We start from the raw sequence: 17,238 nt of genomic DNA, 5'->3' as shown, positions 1-17,238 counted from the left end.
TTTTAACGTTTCAAAAGTCCTATAAACTCGTCAACATCTTCTTCTGTCGTATCAAAAGAAGTTACCAAACGGATTTCATCCTTCTCTTCGTTCCAGAAATAAAAGAAATAAGACTCCAGCATCCGGTCGATAACCGGGCGGGGCAGGATGAGGAATAGTTGGTTGCTCTCGGCTTTTTGAGTAAAAGTGACTTCGGGCAGTTTCTCTAATTCCGCACGAAGTTTGGCAGCCATCGCATTGGCGTGGCTGGCATTCTTCAGCCAAAGGTCGTCAGTGAGGTATGCCGTAAACTGGCAAGAGAGGTAACGCATCTTCGAAGCGAGCTGGGCGGATTGCTTACGGATGAAACGGGCTTCCGGTTGCAGGTCTTTATTAAATACAATCACGCACTCTCCCATCATCAGTCCGTTCTTCGTTCCGCCGAAACTAAGAATATCGACTCCGCAATCCACCGTCAGTTCTTTAAGGGAAAGATTCAGGGCGGCACAGGCATTGGCTATTCTGGCTCCGTCCATGTGTACATACATACCATTCAGATGGGCAAAGTCAGTCAGGCGTTTCAACTCTTCGGGAGTGTAGATGGTGCCAAGTTCGGTACATTGGGAGATGTAGAGAGCTCTAGGTTGCGAATGGTGTTGGTCGCCGAAACCGTGCAGGTAAGGTTGCATCAATTCCGGGGTAAGTTTACCGTCGGGAGTAGCAATCGGGCGAATCTGACAACCTGTCATTTTCACGGGAGAGCCACACTCATCGACATAGATATGAGCAGTTTCCGCACAAAAGATAGAATGATACGGGCGGGTCATCAGTTGCAATGCTACTACATTGCTGCCTGTTCCGTTGAATACAAACAAAGGGACACAGTTCGGGGTGAAGGTTTCTTTAATCTTCGCTACGGCTTCTTCTGTCCATTTGTCATCGCCATATCCTAAAGAATGGTCTATATTGGCCCGGTTCAAGGCTTCCATTACCAACGGATGCACACCGGAATTATTGTCAGAGGCAAAACTTCTCATTGTTTCTTGCATTTTAATTCGTGGTGCAAAGTAACAGAATTATTTCCGGAAATCAATTGAAAGGAAGATACATTAAAAGGAAAAAGGATAAAAAACGGGAATCTCCGAAGGGCTGACCGGGCTGTCATCCCTCCGGAGATTCTGCTGTTTTCGTTAAAGTGCCAAATTCTTTTAGCCAATATAAACATTCACACAGAGATATACATAGAGTTCTTCATCACACTGATCGAACTCAATCTTGCTCTCTCTTGACAACCACCCTAAAGCGGCACCCAGCTCTTTATCTTTCAACCCGGATTTTCTCTTCAGAAGTCCGTAGCTCCACTTTTCGTTATTGCTAAGCAGTTGCCAAACCTTACCGGCATTTACACCGATTTCATTTCTATTCATTTTTCTAGAGTAATTAAGAGGTTTAATACATTAGGTTAAGATTTCGCCTATAAAGATAACAAAAGGATATTGCAATTGTTTATACGTCTTTACTAAAAAGTTGTTACAAAATTATTTTTAACATAAAAGCGGTGATGTGTCCCGACACAAAGGCGTTATTAGCATATGTTAAATTAGAACTTTTCCTTGCAGACATCTGTTATTACATAAAAATCAATCCTAAACCAATTACAGCTATGGCAAAAAAAATAGCAGAACAACTGATAGATACTTTGGTTAAATCCGGAGTTGAACGCATTTACGCCGTAACAGGCGACAGTCTGAATGAGGTAAACGAAGCAGTCAGAAAAAACGATCAAATAAAATGGATACATGTGCGCCATGAAGAGACAGGAGCGTATGCCGCTGCTGCAGAAGCACAACTGACCGGCCGTCCGGGATGCTGCGCGGGAAGTAGCGGACCAGGACACGTTCATCTTATCAACGGTTTGTATGACGCGCACCGTTCCGGGGCACCGGTAATCGCCATCGCTTCTACGATTCCTACCGGAGAATTCGGTACGGAATATTTTCAGGAGACGAATACAATCAAACTTTTTAACGATTGCAGTTATTATAATGAAGTAGCCACTACTCCCAAGCAATTTCCACGTATGCTCCAATCGGCCATACAAACGGCTGTCACCCGTAAAGGGGTGTCCGTCATCGGGCTGCCGGGAGACTTGGCAAAGGCTTCTGCCGTTGCTGTCGACTCGTCGATCCGGAACTATCCTGCCCCACCGGAGGTTTGCCCGTCGGAAGAAGATTTGGCTCAATTGGCCGACTTATTAAACAAACATACACGTATCACTCTTTTCTGCGGCATCGGTTGCCGGGGAGCTCACGAGGAAGTAATCGCGCTTTCCGAGAAGCTGAATGCTCCGGTGGTATATACTTTCAAAGGAAAGATGGAGGTGCAATATGAGAATCCGTATGAAGTGGGTATGACGGGATTGTTGGGAATGCCTTCGGGATATTACAGTATGCATGAAGCCGAAGTGCTTCTCATGCTCGGCACTGACTTTCCGTATTCTGCTTTCCTGCCGGATGACATCAAGATAGCACAGATTGATATAAAGCCCGAACGTCTGGGACGTCGTGCAAAGGTGGATATCGGACTTTGCGGTGATGTTAAACTGAGCATCCAAAGTCTATTGCGTATGCTGAATCCGAAGACAGATGATTCGTTCCTGTTGAAACAACTCAAAAGATATGAAGGCGTAAAGAAGGATCTGGCTGCTTACACGGAAGATAAAGGCGACGTAAATAAGATTCATCCCGAATATGTGATGTCCGAAATAGACAAACTAAGTTCGGACGATGCTGTGTTCACAGTAGATACGGGAATGACTTGTGTGTGGGGAGCACGTTATCTGCAAGCGACAGGCAAACGCCACATGCTGGGTTCTTTCAATCATGGTTCTATGGCAAATGCTTTGCCGCAAGCCATCGGTGCCGCACTAGCTTATCCGGATCGCCAGGTAGTGGCGCTTTGCGGAGATGGTGGCTTGTCTATGACTTTAGGAGACTTGGAAACCGTTGTACAATATAAGTTACCAATTAAAATTATCGTATTCAACAACCGTTCATTGGGAATGGTGAAGTTGGAAATGGAAGTGGACGGATTGCCGGACTGGCAAACGAACATGTTGAATCCTGACTTCGCCCAAGTGGCCGAAGCAATGGGAATGACCGGGTTTAATGTCAGCGATCCGGAAGAAGTGTTGACTACTTTATTGAATGCATTCGAGTTGGATGGTCCGGTACTTGTTAATATCATGACCGATCCGAACGCACTAGCCATGCCTCCTAAAATTGAATTCGGGCAAATGGTGGGCTTTGCACAGTCAATGTATAAGTTGTTAATCAACGGCCGTTCACAAGAAGTGATTGATACGATCAATTCTAACTTTAAACATATACGGGAGGTATTTTAAGTTATTCTATTTTGAATATTTTCATAACCTCTCTCAAGGTATGACCTACTATTATTGTCAATTTCAATAAGGTAAGTCATACCTTTTTATAGTCTATCTTGAGGTGATAATCATTTTATTTTCTTATGTTTGTAATCATCAAAAAGCAAAAACACATGGAAAAGACCGACTCTTCGCCTTTATCCCGACAAGCGCTGTACGCAGATAAAAAACAATGGAATCAATTCCTTTCTATTTTTTTATTGGCAGTGGGCGTTGGTTTTACAGTGGCAGGAATTATCTTCTTCTTTGCCTACAACTGGGAGGAATTACCCAAATTTGCAAAGTTAGGAATAGTAGAAGTGTTATTAGTAGCTTCTGTCCTGCTCGCTACATTCACGCATTGGAATAAGCTCGTCAAACAAATTCTCCTGACCGAAGCTACATTCCTGATAGGCACGCTTTTCGCTGTCTTCGGACAAATCTACCAAACGGGAGCCGATGCTTACGATCTTTTCCTGGGATGGACTCTCTTCACTATTCTCTGGGCGGTTGCTATCCGTTTCGCTCCGTTATGGCTGACGTTCATCGGATTACTTTGTACTACGATATGGTTGTACAATATACAGATTGCCAGTGCCAACTCCTGGGAAATGACTTTGCTGGCCAATGCAGTAACCTGGATATGTGCCTTAACAACGATCATCACGGAATGGATGAGTGTAAAAGGTCATTTGGACAGAAACAATCGCTGGTTTGTCAGTCTTCTTTCACTGGCTACTATTATACATACCAGTTTTCTGTTAATGATGGCAATCTGCGAAGAGAATGCCATATTGTCTGTTCCTCTCATAAGCACCCTCCTTTTATTCTCTGCGGGACTTTGGTATGGATGGAAAGTAAAAAGCCTGTTCTATCTGGCTATCATTCCGTTTGCTGCGTTAATGATTCTATTGACTACATTCATATCACAAAGCGGTCTTAGGGATGTTCAGATATTCTTCTACGGAGGGGTTATTGTCATCACCGGAACAACTTTACTCATTTACATCATTCTTCATCTAAAAAAGCAATGGTATGGCACAGAAGCATAACCTCACCATTCAAGCCGTATCTATTATCGGAGGAATCCTGACGGCTATTTTCTTTCTGGGATTTCTGGCACTTGCCAGAATCCTCCGCTCCGATATTTCTTGCCTGATTGTAGGAAGTATATTAATTCTCACTACCCTAACAATCAGCCGCATGGTGATTCGGTCTTTTCTGGATGCAATGAACATCACTTTATACATAGCCGGGTGTGTATTGATTGGTTTTGGTATAAATGCCAGCATTAATATCCTCTTCACTACACTTATGGGAATCAGTATTCTCACATTCTTGTTATCAAGAGGGTTTATCCTCCCCTTTCTTTCAGTCATTCTGTTTAATATATCTTTCTTCGGAGAAGCCGCCCATGTCTTTTCTTCGTTTTATCCCTTGCAAATAGCTGTAGTTCCTATCCTTGCACTATTTTTATTTGCCAACATCTTTGAAACTAAGTTGTTTGAATGTATAGGAACAGAGAATTACTTTTCCAAATACAAACCATTTCATTTCGGATTATTCATATCCGGTATCGTCTCACTGGGAGGATTATCAATCAATTATCTGATATCAGAAACAAATAGCTGGCTTGTATCCTGCATACTGTCTGTTTGTATATGGATCGGTATTCTTATAATGGTTCAACGAATCATGCAGGTCATGAAAGTGGATCATCCGGTGAACCAGATTGGTATCTATATTCTTTGTATTGTTATCTGTCTGCCCACCGTGTTTGCTCCTTATTTATCCGGTAGTTTGTTACTAATTTTAATATGTTTCCATTATGGTTACAAAGCGGAGTGTGCTGCCTCGCTCCTTCTCTTTATCTATGCTGTTTCCAAATATTATTATGATTTGAATTTGAGCTTGCTCACAAAATCTATAACGCTTTTCTTCATCGGAATTGCATGTATTGCAGCCTGGTATTTCTTCACTCAAAAAAGAACAAGACATGAAAAAGTATAGCCGAATATTGATTATCGCAAACCTGATACTGCTATTGGGGTATTTCAACTGGTCGGTTTATCAGAAAGAGCAAACCTTGAAAGACGGACAGTTGGTTTTGTTACAGCTAGCCCCCGTCGATCCCCGCTCTCTTATGCAAGGAGACTATATGAGACTTAACTACAAAGAAGCCTCATCAAATCTGCCAGATGAGCAAACCGACACACGCGGTTATGCTATACTCCGAACGGACAGTAATCAGGTAGGAGAAATTGTACGATTACAAAATACGTTGGAACCTGTAAACGACAATGAGCTAGTCATCAAATATAAAATAATAAATAGACGCCTCTTCCTCGGCGCCGAATCTTTCTTCTTTGAAGAAGGACAGGATACTCTTTATCAAAAAGCCGTATATGGCGGACTGAAAGTAGATGATAAAGGGCAAAGCTTACTCGTGGGATTGTATGATGGGGACTTTCATCTTATTCAATCCGATAAATAAAGACTAATAAGAAAACCCGGACTTTCGCAAGCCCGGGCTTTCTATATTCTCAAAACATCTCCTTAATCTATAGGGAAATAAGGGACTAGCAAATTGGGTTCTAGTGCAAATAAGGAGACGTTATGAAATAAAAAAAAGGGATACCTGTGGGAAATAAGGGAGGTATCCCTTTCTATAAGAAGAACAGAATTGGAAGGATTGACTTTCACAAGCCAAATCCTTCACTCTGTTTCTTCTCGGCGTATTCTTCACACAAGGTGAAGAAGGGTTTTCTTTTTATAGTTACTTAGTTAGCTCCATCAGCTTTCATTACTATCGGACATTTAACTTCTGTAACAGCTCCCCATGTATCTGTAATCTTCACTAAAGCATAACCTTCAACTTTAGATGCAATGGATAGGGTAGTAGCTTTCAATTGTACAGTTAATTCACCTTCAAACGCAACGGGAGTAGAAGTTGCCCCGGCTATTTCAGCATATTTGGCAATCTCTGAACTTAGTTCTATAGTAACATCTGTAACTCTACTATCTCTACTTGTCTTAGCAATTGTCACGGCAACGTCTTTTACATCTTTAACAGTAAAATCAGCAGGTTTAATCTTGAATAATTTTTCAGATTCCTTTATTGACAATACTTTAGCTTTACTAGCAGCAATATCAGGATGTGAACCTTCTTTGATTGCAGATCTTACAGTTAAGTTAAACTCTTTAGAAATTGTAGCCAAACGTTTATTTCCAAACGGCTGGTATGCAATAGTCATACGACGCGTTGAATATACACCATCATTCTTAGTTGATTTGTACAACGGAACTGCAATTACAGAGTTTGTTTTGTTAACTAACCAATTTGCACCCATTTCCGGATTATCATCAGTACCAAAGTTAGGAGCTTTCTCATCAAAAGATATATGTCCCTTATCTTCAGCGCTCATTTCATCAAAGAGTGCATACAAGTCTTGATTTACAACTGCATTAGATTTATCAGGGGTACCATAAGCAATAGCAGTTTCAGAACTTGTGAAATAAGCACTTAACGGTGTAAATGCAAATATACCTGCATTCTTAACTTCCACTTTCACATTTACCTTCTTAATTACTTCATCTCCCAATGTTGGTTGATAGTCCGGATTAATAATTTCCAAAACAGCATTATGCATTACAGCTGCAACCATAGTCGGATTAAATTGGAAGGCAATCTTATATCCTGTAACTTTACCTTTATTATCTGTTATAGTAACAGGTTGCTCACCAACAAGATCAATAGAACCACTTTCATAAGCATACTCATTGCCATTAACAGAAATCTTATCTCCAGCGGCAAATCCAATGCTCTTCAATCTTACAGTAGGTTTCTTCTTGCCAGTAAACTCTTTGTTCAGAATAGCGAATAAATCATCGGTTGAGTTAACAACAAGATCAGAGGTATTATTTGAAGGATCTGTGGCATCTGCACCCTTAGTCAGATTCCAAACAACAGCATCAGCGATAGTAATATCAGCACCCGTGTCATAAGTAAAGTTCACTGTAAAGGTTTTAGCATTACCTCCTTCAACTTTTGTACCGTCTGTTTTCAAGTAATTAACTTTCACTTCAATAGTACCTTGTTTTGTAGGTGAGGAAATAGTATTTGTAGCTTCGTCAAATACAGCACCAATAGCTTCCAAATCAGCCTTTTCAATAGAATAATAATGAGCTGCAACTTTGGACAATTCAGCAGCAAACAATTCATCAAGTTTTGCAGATGATGTATAAACCACATCTACTTCTTTATTAGTAATATCCAAAGCCTCATTTTTAGCAATAACCTTCACATCATAATTTGATATGATATTATTTCCCCAAGCATCTTTAGCACGTAAAGCATAAGCTATCGCTTTATTATTCAAACTATTATCGGCTGCTTTATCAGCAATCAAAGAAACTGTAAGATCATAAATTCCCTGATTCCATTTCTTTTCGCCATCCGCACGGGTGGTTAAAGGATTTTCAGAAAGATTCTTTTCTTTTGATAGAACTGTATAACAAACCTCCCCATGAGAATTAATCAATTCAACAGGATATTCAGAGAAGTCAACACTAACCGGATTGATTAATGCATGCATTACAGAGCTATTTGCACCAACTAAAGTAGTAGCTTTTTCTGTAGAACCATAAGTTACATTATGGAACTTAACAGTAGTACCTTTAGCCAATATACCATAATACATTGTTACCTCACTCATACCTTCACTAATTTTTCCATCAGCAATTGACACAACAGTCATACTTGACAATTTATCTGCTGTTGGCAATATAATAGTTTTATCAGTATAAGTTCCATCTTCATTAAGTGCACCGACATGAAGTTCCCATGCTGGTCTGTCTGCTGCTTCAACAACATATACACTTGTTTGGGCATAATCTCCACGTACTAACTTACCTTTAGTTCCGTCTTCATTTTCAGCATTGATATCCCAATAACACCAATAACCATCTTCGTCAATGAAAGGAGATACTCCGTCTGTACCTGCAGCCTGAGAACCTTTTACAAATTTGCCGGCGGCATCATCATAATAATACCAGTATCCATCTTCAATATAAGGAGACTTGCCATTTGTTCCTTCCGTGACTTCGCCGCGGTCGCCTTGTGCTTTATCTCCTTTTACGAAACCGCCCTTTCCATCATTAGCCTTATCATCCCCAAAATACCAATAGCCTTTATCACCATTAGTTCCATCCGCGATGTAAGGTGAATGTCCGTCTGTGGCTTTTGCATACCATCCGGTACCTTTTTTATCAATCAACCATTCTCCGGTCTCCGGATCAATAGTCACTTTCGATCCCGGAGTTCCCTGTCCACCAGCTACTCCCGGAGCACCTGTATCACCCTTGTCACCCTTATCACCTTTAGCACCATTTATGATACTATAAGATTTTCCATCGTTAAATGTTACCTTGAATCCACCAGTAACAGGTTCTACACTCTTCACCCAATTACCAGCATCTACAAATTTCTGCAGATCAGCGATGCTAGCCTTATTAGCATCAATCTGTGTTTGCAGATTGTCGATGTCATCATCATAGTCTTTACAGCCTACATAGGTGACAGTAGAAAGTGCCAACGCCCCGAAGAACATCACTTTTACAAATTTTCTTTTCATAACTACTTAAAAATTACATTAATAATATATTATTAAACACTAAGTTTCAATAATAGCATGCCCGTTACTTTGTAGGTAACGGAAGAACCTTTGTCCTGCTCTTCGGGAGTAGTCAATACTGAAAAACGATACGATATGCTACGAAACTTTTTTACCCCTGCTTTTGAAAGCAAGTAGCGGGGAGGGGAAATCTTGTGCAAAATTTAGAAGTTAACAAAGCCCTAATACAAAGAATCCGCGTGTTTTATCTGTCCTATTCCTTTTTTGAGTGGTTTATTAGAAAAAATGTATGATTTCGTTTGGTTGTTTTAAGAAATATGCTCATATTTGCACCGGTATTTATTCCCGTTACCTACAAAGTAACAGACTATTTATCAAGCGATTAATCCACTAATAGTACGCTTCACAAAATCAACGACCTGTCTATTAGCTTCATCTATTTTCTTATTCCTGAAAGGCTTCAGATACGTTTCAGTCACAGTGATGGAAGAGTGTCCCATTGCTTCGGAAATAATACCCGGATGAATCTCACAATAATAGGCTGTCGTAGCCCAAGTGTGACGTGCCATGTAAGTAATATTTAGAAATGCAATAAAAAACAGAATGACGATAATTAAACGTAAAACGTTTATAATTAAGCATTTTGCGAGAATTGCAGAACAGACAGACCTGCAAAAGAAAACAAAATATTGCGACGTTTCAGTTACCAGACTGTTAGCCGCCTGTTTCGGAAACGACGGCAGGTAACCGAATTTTTACCGATAAGAACAAAGCGGATTTGTATTCACTGTTTCTCAATGTTTTGCATGCCAAAGGACGCTTTTCAAAGGAGTATTTTTACAACCTAAAAAAGAGCGTTATGAAAGTGGAAAAATTCAAGGTGCTGCTCTACCTGAAAAAGAGCGAGCCGGACAAGACCGGCAAAGCCCCGATCATGGGACGGATCACCCTCAACCGCACGATGGCGCAGTTCAGCTGCAAGCTCTCCTGCACCCCCGGGCTGTGGAACGCGCGTGAGAGCCGGCTGAACGGCAAGAGCCGGGAAGCGGTGGAGACCAATGAAAAAATAGAAAGACTGCTGCTTGCCGTACACTCGGCCTTCAATTCCCTCATGGAAAGAAAAAGGGATTTCGATGCCGCCGCGGTCAGGGACATGTTCCAGGGCAATGCGGGCATGCAGATGACCCTGCTCAAACTTCTCGACCGGCATAACGGGGAAATGAAGGCCCGTGTCGGTGTGGACCGTGCGCCCACCACACTCTCGACCTACCTCTTCACCTACCGCACGCTTTCCGAATTCATCAAGGCGAAATTCAAGGTTCCGGACCTTGTCTTCGGGCAGCTCAACGAGCAGTTCATCCGCGACTATCAGGATTTCATCCTTCTGGAAAAGGGATATGCCGTGGACACGCTTCGCGGCTACCTGGCCATCTTGAAAAAGATCTGCCGCATCGCCTACAAGGAGGGCCACTCGGAGAAATACCATTTCTGCCACTTCAAGCTGCCCAAGCAGAAGGAGACAACACCGAAAGCACTCAGCCGTGAGAATTTCGAGAAGCTGCGTGATCTGGAGATACCGGAAAAACGCAGGTCACATGTCATCACCCGGGACCTCTTCCTCTTCGCCTGTTACACCGGCACCGCCTATGCCGATGCGGTAAGCATCACCCGGAAGAACCTCTTCCGGGATGACGAGGGCAGCCTCTGGCTGAAATACCAGCGAAAGAAAACCGACTACCTCGGACGTGTCAAGCTGCTTCCGGAAGCCGTCGCGTTGATTGAGAAATACCGGGACGATACCCGCGAGACTCTTTTCCCGCCGCAGGACTACCACACGCTCAGGGCCAATATGAAATCCCTGCGCCTGATGGCAGGGCTGAGCCAGGACCTTGTCTACCACATGGGACGGCATTCTTTCGCCTCGCTGGTCACGCTCGAGGAGGGAGTGCCGATAGAGACCATCTGCAAAATGCTGGGACACTCCAACATAAAGACCACCCAGATATACGCGCGCGTAACCCCGAAGAAGCTGTTCGAGGACATGGACAGGTTCGTCGAGGCAACCCGCGATTTGAAACTTATCCTTTAATCCCTAAACAATCATTATCATGCGCAGTACATTCAAGCTCTTATTCTACATCAACCGTAACAAGGTGAAATCGGACGGCACGACCGCCGTCCTCTGCCGGATCAGCATCGACGGAAAGAAATCGGCAGTCACGACAGGCGTCTATTGCAAACCCGGGGACTGGGACAGCAAGAAGTGTGAAATCAAAACAGCCAGGGAGAACAACCGCCTTGCCGCCTTCCGCAGCCGGTTGGAAGAGGCGTACGGGAACCTGCTGAGGAACCAGGGAGTGGTCACGGCCGAACTGCTCAAGACCACCGTGTCAGGCGCCAATTCCGTACCGGAATACCTCCTGCAGGCCGGAGAGGTGGAACGCGAACGGCTCAGGGTCCGCTCCAAGGAGATCAACTCCACTTCCACCTACCGCCAGTCGAAGACCACCCAGCTCAACCTCAGGCAGTTCATCGAATCCCGCGGGATGAAGGACATCGCCTTTTCGGACATCACCGAGGAGTTCGCCGAATCGTTCAAGGTCTTTCTCAAGAAGGAGCTGGGACACAGGAACGGACACGTGAACCACTGCCTGTGCTGGCTCAACCGGCTCATCTACATCGCCGTGGACCGGGAAATACTAAGAGCCAATCCGATAGAGGACGTGGCATACGAGAGGAAAGAAACACCTAAACTAAGGCATATCAGCCGCAGTGAACTGAAGCGGATGATGGAAACCCCGCTGCCCGACCCGATGATGGAGCTGGCACGCAGGACGTTCATCTTCTCCTCGCTGACCGGTCTGGCCTACGCGGATACGAGGGCTCTCCATCCCCGTCACATCGGAACGACTTCGGAAGGAAGAAGGTATATCCGCATCCGCCGCGCCAAAACGGACGTGGAGGCGTTCATCCCGCTGCATCCCATAGCCGGACAGATACTGGAGCTTTACAACACCACGGATGACGACAGGCCGGTATTCCCGCTGCCGGTCCGCGACGTCCTCTGGTATGAGGTACATGGAATGGGCGTGGCATTAGGCATGAAAGAGAACCTGTCCTACCACATGGCCCGGCATTCGTTCGGGACCCTGACACTGACCGCAGGTATTCCGATAGAGAGCATCGCCAGGATGATGGGCCACACGAACATCGACAGCACGCAGGTCTACGCCCAGGTCACCGACCGGAAGATATCCTCGGACATGAACCGGCTGATGGAAAGAAGAAAGCCCGCGGCCGGCAAGGAAGCCGCAGGCTAAATAAAAACTGCCGCCGGAATCGTAAATGCAATTCCGGCGACAATCCTTAAACTTAAATACGATATTATACCAATGCAGGGTGATAGTTCTCCTCCAGCAGCCTCTCGATGTCCGACTGCCTGTACAGGATCTTCCCGCCAAGCTGGATATAGGGAATCCGTCCTTGGTCCCTGTAATCCTGCAGGCACCTGCGGCTGATCTTCAACATCCCGGAAAGCTCCCTGTCGGTCAGGAACCGTTCCCCGTTGAAGGGAGGACGGTTGTCACGGGCAAGACGTTCCACTTTTTTCTCCATGTCGTCCAGCAGGGCAAAGAACCTGCGGACACGTTCGTTCTCCTTGTCGATAATGCCTTCCATCTCTTCCGCTCTTTAAAGGTTTCCGTTCTTCCTTCTTTCTCTCACCTCCTTCTCCTTGCGTCTGATGCCGACGTAGACCATCAACTTCTCCACATCCCCGGGCTTGTAATAGAACTTGCGCTGGAGGCGGGTGAACGCCAGCCGTCCGGTATCGCGGAGAGTCTGCAGGGTACGCGGCGAGATGTCAAGGCGCAGGCAGACATCCTGGCCGTCCAGTCACTCTCCGGGTTCCTTACAGCGGTTTCTCTCATACAATCTGTCCACACGTGCGGACAGGTTCTCGGCGCGCGCCAGCATCCTCTCAAGGACACCGGCCTCGATGTAGCATATTTCCATATTTTCAACTCGTTTAAATATCAGTGCGAATATAAGGGAAGAAACCATGAGAGGCAAGCACGACCGGCACACTGGCAGGAATAGTCATGGATAGTCGGTTTTTGTCATATGGGAAGGAAAAAGAAAGCCGAAGCAGGTCTGGATCCACTACCCCCTTTGGGTATGTGAAAGGAACGTTGTGGTGAAAGAAAAAACTCCTTTTCACACATGGATGAGGCAATGCCGGAAGTCCGGCAATAAAAAATGTGGCTTCTCTATCCGGGTAAATGCCATGATTACAGACTTCTTCCTGTTCCTATACCATCAGGTCGGTTACCTTCAGGTTAACAACTTATCCAACCTGTGATAGATCCGGATGTGAAAAGATTACTTTGGCTGGCTATTACAATATAATAAGTAGAATCATGTCAAATCTACTGCTGCTATTGTTTGTTGATAATGGCTGGCAGTAGAACAAACTTTCGTTAAACCAATACGTTCATTCTTTATTATCAAGTTTTTAGACTACCTTTGTATTTTATTAACTCATTTACCAAACATTATGGGACTACTCAAACCGAATCAAGTTTTGAACAAAGCATATAGACAGGTTGCGATTGAAACAACAGATTTTGACTTATTCAAAAATGCCCTTCGCACATTGAGAGACAATATTGTGGATGGGCAAAGAGAACACACGCAAAAAGAACATTTACGTAATTTTCTGAGTGAAACGTTCTACAAGCCATACTACATGGCTCCCGAAGAAGATATTGATTTGGCTATCCGATTGGATAAAACTATCAAGTCCAATATAGGGTTATTGATTGAAGTAAAGAGTACCACCAACAAAGGTGAGATGATTTCTAATGACAATCTTAATCGTAAGGCTTTGCAGGAATTATTGCTATACTATCTTAAAGAACGTGTCAATAAGAAGAACAATGATATTAAATATCTCATCGCTACTAATATTCATGAATTCTTTATTTTTGATGCCCATGAGTTTGAACGCAAATTCTATCAGAACAAACAATTACGTCGTGAGTTTCAAGACTTTGTGGATGGACGCAAAACCAGTAACAAAACCGATTTCTTCTATACTGAAATTGCAACAACCTATATTGAGGAGGTGAAAGATAGCCTTGAATACACTTACTTCAACTTACAAGACTATCAACACCTGCTTGATAGAACAGACAGTAGCGCTTCACGCAAACTTATCGAACTTTATAAGATATTCAGCGATACACATCTTTTGAAGCTATCGTTCCAAAATGACAGCAATTCGCTCAACCGTGGATTCTACACTGAGCTGCTACACATTATTGGTATTGAGGAACGCAAAGAGAATAATAAAACCGTGATTGTACGCAAAGCTGTGGAACGGCGTGACGAGGCTTCATTACTAGAGAATACTATTAACCAACTGGATGCAGAAGATTGTTTGCGTCACATAAATGGTCGTTTGTATGGGAATGATTATGAGGAACGGTTATTCAATGTTGCAATGGAATTGTGTATTACTTGGATGAATCGTATCCTTTTCTTGAAACTGTTGGAGGCTCAGATGTTGAAATACCACAATGGAGATGCAATCTATAAATTTCTTTCAATAACTAAGATTCATGACTATGATGATCTCAACACACTCTTTTTCCAAGTGCTTGCACGTGACATGGGCAGCCGCACACACTCCATTATGCGTGATTTTGCTTACGTTCCCTATCTTAACAGTTCTCTTTTCGAGGTGACAGATTTGGAAAGTAAAACAATTAAGATAAACAGCCTTTCACAACGTACGGTACTTCCTGTCTTGGCGAGTAGCGTATTACGAAATAAAAAACGCAATCTACAAGTCAACGCATTACCCACCCTGCAATATTTGTTTGCTTTTCTCGACGCTTATAACTTTGCGAGCGAAGGCAGTGAAGAAGTGCAAGAAGAGGCTAAAACACTCATCAATGCTTCTGTTTTAGGGCTTATATTCGAGAAAATAAATGGTCACAAGGATGGTTCAGTATTCACTCCAGGCTTTATCACTATGTTCATGTGCCGTGAAGCAATCACCAAGACCGTGTTGCAAAAGTTTAATGGTTATTATGGCTGGAATTGTACCACCCGTATAGAACTATACAACCATATTGACAATATAGTCGAAGCTAATGAACTAATTAACAGTTTGCGACTGTGTGATCCAGCTGTTGGTTCGGGTCACTTTCTTGTGTCTGCTCTCAATGAACTGATACTCTTGAAATACGAATTAGGTATTTTGGTAGATGCTACCGGTAAGCGTATCCGCAAAGCGGACTATCAACTTGCCATTGAAAATGACGAGCTGATTGTTACCGATACCGAAGGTAATTTATTTGCTTACAACCCACTCAATGCGGAAAGTCGCCGCATGCAGGAAACTCTTTTCAAGGAGAAGCGTCAAATCATTGAGAACTGTTTATTTGGCGTTGATATTAACCCCAACTCTGTGAAGATTTGCCGCCTACGACTGTGGATTGAATTGTTGAAGAATGCTTACTATACGGCTGAAAGTAATTACACTTATTTAGAAACCTTACCAAATATCGACATTAACATCAAATGTGGAAATTCTTTGCTTCACCGATTCGCTTTGACAGACAGTATTCAGACCGTACTGCGAGAGTCTAGTATCAGCATCAGCCAATATAAGGAGGCTGTAGCTAAATATAAAAATGCCCAAAGTAAAAGCGAAAAGCAGGATTTGGAAACGTTTATAACAGAAATCAAGTCGAAACTGAAAACAGAGATCAACCGCCGGGATGCACGATTGGTTAGATTGAACAAACGCCGCTCTGAGTTGGCAAACTTACAAGCGCCTCAACTGTTTGAACCGACAAAAAAGGAAAAGAAAGCGTCGGACAAGCGCATTGCCGATTTAAAGAAAGAAATTGCGACTTTAGAAAATATATTTGAGGAAATACGCTCCAACAAAATTTATCTTGGTGCATTCGAATGGCGTATAGAGTTTCCAGAAGTACTCGATGCCGAAGGCAACTTCTTGGGATTTGACTGTATCATTGGCAATCCACCTTACATTCAGTTACAATCTATGGGTAAGAGTGCCGATGTATTAGAATGCATGGGTTACATAACTTATGCACGCACTGGTGATATTTACTGCCTCTTCTATGAGTTGGGTATGAACCTGCTTACTCCCAATGGTTTTCTTTGCTATATCACGTCTAATAAATGGATGCGTGCAGGGTATGGTGAAGCCTTGCGAGGTTATTTCGCAAGCAAGACCAATCCTATTATGTTGGTAGATTTTGCAGGTATAAAAATATTCGATGCAATAACGGTAGAAGCAAATATTCTTTTATCTCAAAAAGCAGCAAATATTTTTAACACACAAGCTTGTTTGGTACAAGATTCGAATGGCTTGAATAATTTGAGCGATTTCGTGCAGCAACAAGGCGTGAAGTGTAACTTTGCAGATTCTATCCCATGGGTGATATTGTCTCCCATTGAACAGAGCATCAAGCAGAAGATTGAGTCTGTGGGAATACCCTTGAAGGATTGGAACATCCAAATCAACTATGGGATAAAAACTGGTTTCAATGATGCTTTTATCATTTCTACCGAAAAGCGTGATGAGATACTAGCGAATTGTCAAACAGAAGATGAACGTGTTCGGACGGCTGAACTTATACGACCGATTCTTCGTGGCAGGGATATCAAGAGATATGAATATGAATGGGCGGACTTGTGGATTATAGCCACATTTCCTTCGCGGCATTATGATATAGAAAGTTATCCTGCGGTGAAAAATTATCTTCTGTCAATTGGCATAGAGCGTTTAGAACAAACAGGAGAAACTCATATTGTTAATGGCAAAAAAATAAAAGCCCGAAAGAAAACTAGTAACGAGTGGTTTGAAACACAAGATAGCATCAGTTATTGGGAGGATTTTTCTAAGCCAAAAATTGTATGGAAAATAATCGGAAACCAAATGGCTTTTGCATATGATGCCAACAATTATGTAATGAACAATGCCTGTTATATTATGACAGGCGATCATTTGGATTATCTGTTGGCAGTATTGACTTTTCCAATAACTGAAGTAACCTTCGTGTAATCATACGAGTCTGTGATTTCTTGCGTTTACGCAGTTTGCTATAAGCAAGATAGGCACGGCGTACATCAAGATACTTGTTACGGGGACGTTGTATGTGC

Annotated in this window: 14 protein-coding genes; 8 read left to right on the top strand and 6 right to left on the bottom strand. The window is 43.0% G+C overall.

What is annotated here, in order from left to right; translation table 11 throughout:
* Positions 1 to 2: 2 nt before the first annotated feature.
* The gene (locus LPH68_RS12205; RefSeq protein WP_118407329.1) at positions 3 to 1,016 is read right to left on the bottom strand and encodes a low specificity L-threonine aldolase; all 1,014 of its coding nucleotides are present in this window, start codon (positions 1,014 to 1,016) and stop codon (positions 3 to 5) included.
* Positions 1,017 to 1,187: 171 nt separating this feature from the next.
* Entirely contained in the window at positions 1,188 to 1,406 is a 219-nt protein-coding gene (locus LPH68_RS12200; RefSeq protein WP_004301053.1) for a winged helix-turn-helix domain-containing protein, read from the bottom strand.
* A gap of 236 nt (positions 1,407 to 1,642) precedes the next feature.
* Between LPH68_RS12200 and LPH68_RS12195 the strand changes: the two genes are divergently transcribed.
* From LPH68_RS12195 to LPH68_RS12180, 4 genes are all read left to right on the top strand, one after another.
* The gene (locus tag LPH68_RS12195) at positions 1,643 to 3,382 is read left to right on the top strand and encodes a thiamine pyrophosphate-dependent enzyme (protein WP_004314000.1); all 1,740 of its coding nucleotides are present in this window, start codon (positions 1,643 to 1,645) and stop codon (positions 3,380 to 3,382) included.
* A 155-nt stretch (positions 3,383 to 3,537) separates the two neighbouring features.
* A complete protein-coding gene (locus tag LPH68_RS12190; protein WP_032852997.1) occupies positions 3,538 to 4,455 on the top strand; it encodes a DUF2157 domain-containing protein in 918 nt (305 codons plus the stop codon).
* A complete protein-coding gene (locus LPH68_RS12185; protein ID WP_151923455.1) occupies positions 4,439 to 5,413 on the top strand; it encodes a DUF4401 domain-containing protein in 975 nt (324 codons plus the stop codon). The genes LPH68_RS12190 and LPH68_RS12185 overlap by 17 nt, the downstream gene beginning before the upstream one ends.
* Positions 5,400 to 5,897, top strand: coding sequence for a GDYXXLXY domain-containing protein (locus tag LPH68_RS12180; RefSeq protein WP_151923456.1), 498 nt, complete (start codon positions 5,400 to 5,402; stop codon positions 5,895 to 5,897). Before LPH68_RS12185 ends, LPH68_RS12180 begins: the two co-directional genes overlap by 14 nt.
* 286 nt (positions 5,898 to 6,183) lie before the next feature.
* Here the strand turns inward: LPH68_RS12180 and LPH68_RS12175 are convergent, their stop codons facing one another.
* Positions 6,184 to 9,036 (bottom strand): PL29 family lyase N-terminal domain-containing protein, encoded by a 2,853-nt coding sequence (locus tag LPH68_RS12175; protein WP_151923457.1) that lies wholly within the window; start codon positions 9,034 to 9,036, stop codon positions 6,184 to 6,186.
* Between the two features lie 374 nt (positions 9,037 to 9,410).
* Complete coding sequence (locus LPH68_RS12170; RefSeq protein WP_271690650.1) at positions 9,411 to 9,605, bottom strand: hypothetical protein; 195 nt, start codon at positions 9,603 to 9,605, stop codon at positions 9,411 to 9,413.
* Between the two features lie 290 nt (positions 9,606 to 9,895).
* Between LPH68_RS12170 and LPH68_RS12165 the strand changes: the two genes are divergently transcribed.
* Entirely contained in the window at positions 9,896 to 11,125 is a 1,230-nt protein-coding gene (locus tag LPH68_RS12165) for a site-specific integrase (RefSeq protein ID WP_004311259.1), read from the top strand.
* 19 nt (positions 11,126 to 11,144) lie between these two features.
* The gene (locus tag LPH68_RS12160; protein WP_004311260.1) at positions 11,145 to 12,356 is read left to right on the top strand and encodes a site-specific integrase; all 1,212 of its coding nucleotides are present in this window, start codon (positions 11,145 to 11,147) and stop codon (positions 12,354 to 12,356) included.
* A gap of 64 nt (positions 12,357 to 12,420) precedes the next feature.
* Here LPH68_RS12160 and LPH68_RS12155 read toward each other — a convergent pair whose 3' ends face one another.
* Together LPH68_RS12155 and LPH68_RS12150 are read right to left on the bottom strand one after the other, a co-directional pair.
* A complete protein-coding gene (locus LPH68_RS12155; protein ID WP_004311261.1) occupies positions 12,421 to 12,714 on the bottom strand; it encodes a helix-turn-helix domain-containing protein in 294 nt (97 codons plus the stop codon).
* Positions 12,715 to 12,726: 12 nt separating this feature from the next.
* The gene (locus LPH68_RS12150; RefSeq protein ID WP_032849094.1) at positions 12,727 to 12,930 is read right to left on the bottom strand and encodes a helix-turn-helix domain-containing protein; all 204 of its coding nucleotides are present in this window, start codon (positions 12,928 to 12,930) and stop codon (positions 12,727 to 12,729) included.
* Positions 12,931 to 13,228: 298 nt separating this feature from the next.
* Between LPH68_RS12150 and LPH68_RS12145 the strand changes: the two genes are divergently transcribed.
* Together LPH68_RS12145 and LPH68_RS12140 are read left to right on the top strand one after the other, a co-directional pair.
* On the top strand, positions 13,229 to 13,396 hold the full coding sequence (locus tag LPH68_RS12145) for a hypothetical protein (protein WP_004311262.1): 168 nt from the start codon (positions 13,229 to 13,231) through the stop codon (positions 13,394 to 13,396).
* Between the two features lie 195 nt (positions 13,397 to 13,591).
* Positions 13,592 to 17,140: an Eco57I restriction-modification methylase domain-containing protein gene (locus LPH68_RS12140; RefSeq protein ID WP_151929107.1), complete on the top strand. Its 3,549-nt coding sequence runs from the start codon at positions 13,592 to 13,594 to the stop codon at positions 17,138 to 17,140.
* Positions 17,141 to 17,238 lie beyond the last annotated feature (98 nt).

This window comes from Bacteroides sp. 1_1_30 (genome assembly GCF_020982715.1).
Classification (GTDB): domain Bacteria; phylum Bacteroidota; class Bacteroidia; order Bacteroidales; family Bacteroidaceae; genus Bacteroides; species Bacteroides xylanisolvens.
The sequence above is the reverse complement of the archived record's forward strand: the minus strand, read 5'-3'. Positions and strand labels throughout refer to the sequence as shown.

Coding starts and splice junctions, on each gene's coding strand:
- LPH68_RS12170 (WP_271690650.1), bottom strand. CDS start 9,605: ATGGCACGTCACACTTGGGCTACGACAGCCTATTATTGTGAGATTCAT.
- LPH68_RS12140 (WP_151929107.1), top strand. CDS start 13,592: ATGGGACTACTCAAACCGAATCAAGTTTTGAACAAAGCATATAGACAG.
- LPH68_RS12190 (WP_032852997.1), top strand. CDS start 3,538: ATGGAAAAGACCGACTCTTCGCCTTTATCCCGACAAGCGCTGTACGCA.
- LPH68_RS12185 (WP_151923455.1), top strand. CDS start 4,439: ATGGCACAGAAGCATAACCTCACCATTCAAGCCGTATCTATTATCGGA.
- LPH68_RS12180 (WP_151923456.1), top strand. CDS start 5,400: ATGAAAAAGTATAGCCGAATATTGATTATCGCAAACCTGATACTGCTA.
- LPH68_RS12205 (WP_118407329.1), bottom strand. CDS start 1,016: ATGAGAAGTTTTGCCTCTGACAATAATTCCGGTGTGCATCCGTTGGTA.
- LPH68_RS12165 (WP_004311259.1), top strand. CDS start 9,896: ATGAAAGTGGAAAAATTCAAGGTGCTGCTCTACCTGAAAAAGAGCGAG.
- LPH68_RS12200 (WP_004301053.1), bottom strand. CDS start 1,406: ATGAATAGAAATGAAATCGGTGTAAATGCCGGTAAGGTTTGGCAACTG.
- LPH68_RS12175 (WP_151923457.1), bottom strand. CDS start 9,036: ATGAAAAGAAAATTTGTAAAAGTGATGTTCTTCGGGGCGTTGGCACTT.
- LPH68_RS12195 (WP_004314000.1), top strand. CDS start 1,643: ATGGCAAAAAAAATAGCAGAACAACTGATAGATACTTTGGTTAAATCC.
- LPH68_RS12155 (WP_004311261.1), bottom strand. CDS start 12,714: ATGGAAGGCATTATCGACAAGGAGAACGAACGTGTCCGCAGGTTCTTT.
- LPH68_RS12160 (WP_004311260.1), top strand. CDS start 11,145: ATGCGCAGTACATTCAAGCTCTTATTCTACATCAACCGTAACAAGGTG.